The organism is Pseudomonas sp. NPDC087336 (assembly GCF_044744285.1).
Classification (GTDB): domain Bacteria; phylum Pseudomonadota; class Gammaproteobacteria; order Pseudomonadales; family Pseudomonadaceae; genus Aquipseudomonas.
The window spans coordinates 1-1,300 of sequence record NZ_JBIUYA010000083.1; the positions used below are offsets into that span (position 1 = coordinate 1).

Annotated in this window: 1 protein-coding gene; it reads left to right on the plus strand. The window is 61.0% G+C overall.

The window, feature by feature from the left end; all coding sequences use genetic code 11:
• Positions 1 to 163: 163 nt before the first annotated feature.
• Positions 164 to 1,204 (plus strand): NADP(H)-dependent aldo-keto reductase, encoded by a 1,041-nt coding sequence (locus ACIO0C_RS31305; protein ID WP_401318376.1) that lies wholly within the window; start codon positions 164 to 166, stop codon positions 1,202 to 1,204.
• The last annotated feature ends 96 nt before the right edge of the window (positions 1,205 to 1,300 follow it).

Below are 1,300 nucleotides of genomic sequence, written 5' to 3' on the forward strand. Positions count from 1 at the left end.
GGATTCAGACGCTTTCGGGGGCTCGGGTCGGCGCGTCCGTTCAACGGCAAGATTCTTCGGCGGCGGCGCATCACTTCCACTGCAGAAAGAGGTGCGCAATTATGCAGATTGCGAAAAATAATTCAACCTGCTTTTATGATTGTTTTGCTCAGGGGAGCACCCGATGGACTATCGCCAGCTAGGCCGAACCAACCTGAACGTGAGTGCAATCGGCCTCGGAACCATGACCTGGGGCGAGCAAAACAGCGAGGCAGACGCCTTCGCCCAGATCGAGCGCGCCAAGGCCGCCGGGATCAACTTCATCGATACCGCTGAAATGTACCCGGTGCCGCCCAAGGCCGAAACCTATGCCACCACCGAACGCTACATCGGCAATTACTTCAAGAGCCGCGGCGATCGCAGCGACTGGATCCTCGCCAGCAAGATCGCCGGTCCCGGCAACACCATCGAACACATCCGCGACAAGAACCTGCGGCACAATCGCCAGCACATCACCGAGGCCGTGGACGCCAGCCTCCAGCGCCTGCAGACCGACTACATCGACCTGTACCAGTTGCACTGGCCGGAGCGCAGCACCAATTTCTTCGGGCAACTGGGCTACAAGCACCAGACCGAAGCCAACCTGACGCCCCTGGAAGACACCCTCGAAGCGCTGGACGAACAGGTCAGGGCCGGCAAGATCCGCCACATTGGCCTGTCCAACGAAACGCCGTGGGGTACCATGCGCTTCCTGGCCCTGGCCGAGGCCCGAGGCTGGCCGCGGGCGGTGTCGATCCAGAACCCTTACAACCTGCTCAACCGCAGCTTCGAGGTCGGCCTGGCGGAGATCGCCATTCGCGAACAGTGCGGCCTGCTCGCCTATTCGCCGCTGGCGTTCGGTTTCCTGTCAGGCAAGTACGAAGGTGGGGCGCGCCCGCCAAAAGGTCGCCTGAGCCTCTACAGCCGCTTCAGCCGCTATTCCAACCCGCAGTCGGAAGCGGCCTGCAGCCGTTACGTCGCACTGGCTCGTGAGAACGGCCTGGACCCGGCGCAAATGGCCCTGGCCTTCGTCACGCAACAACCGTTCGTGACCAGCAACATCATCGGCGCCACGACACTGGAGCAACTGGACAGCAACATTGCCAGTTTTGACTTGAAGCTGTCGGAGGAAGTGCTGGAAGGGATCGAGGCGATCCACAAGGATCACCCGAACCCAGCCCCGTAGTTGATCGTTCCCACGCTCTGCGTCACTAGTGTCCGGTAAACATGTTTCATAGCTGAAGGCTGCCTTGGGCAGCCTTCAGCTTTTCTCGCTCCTGCC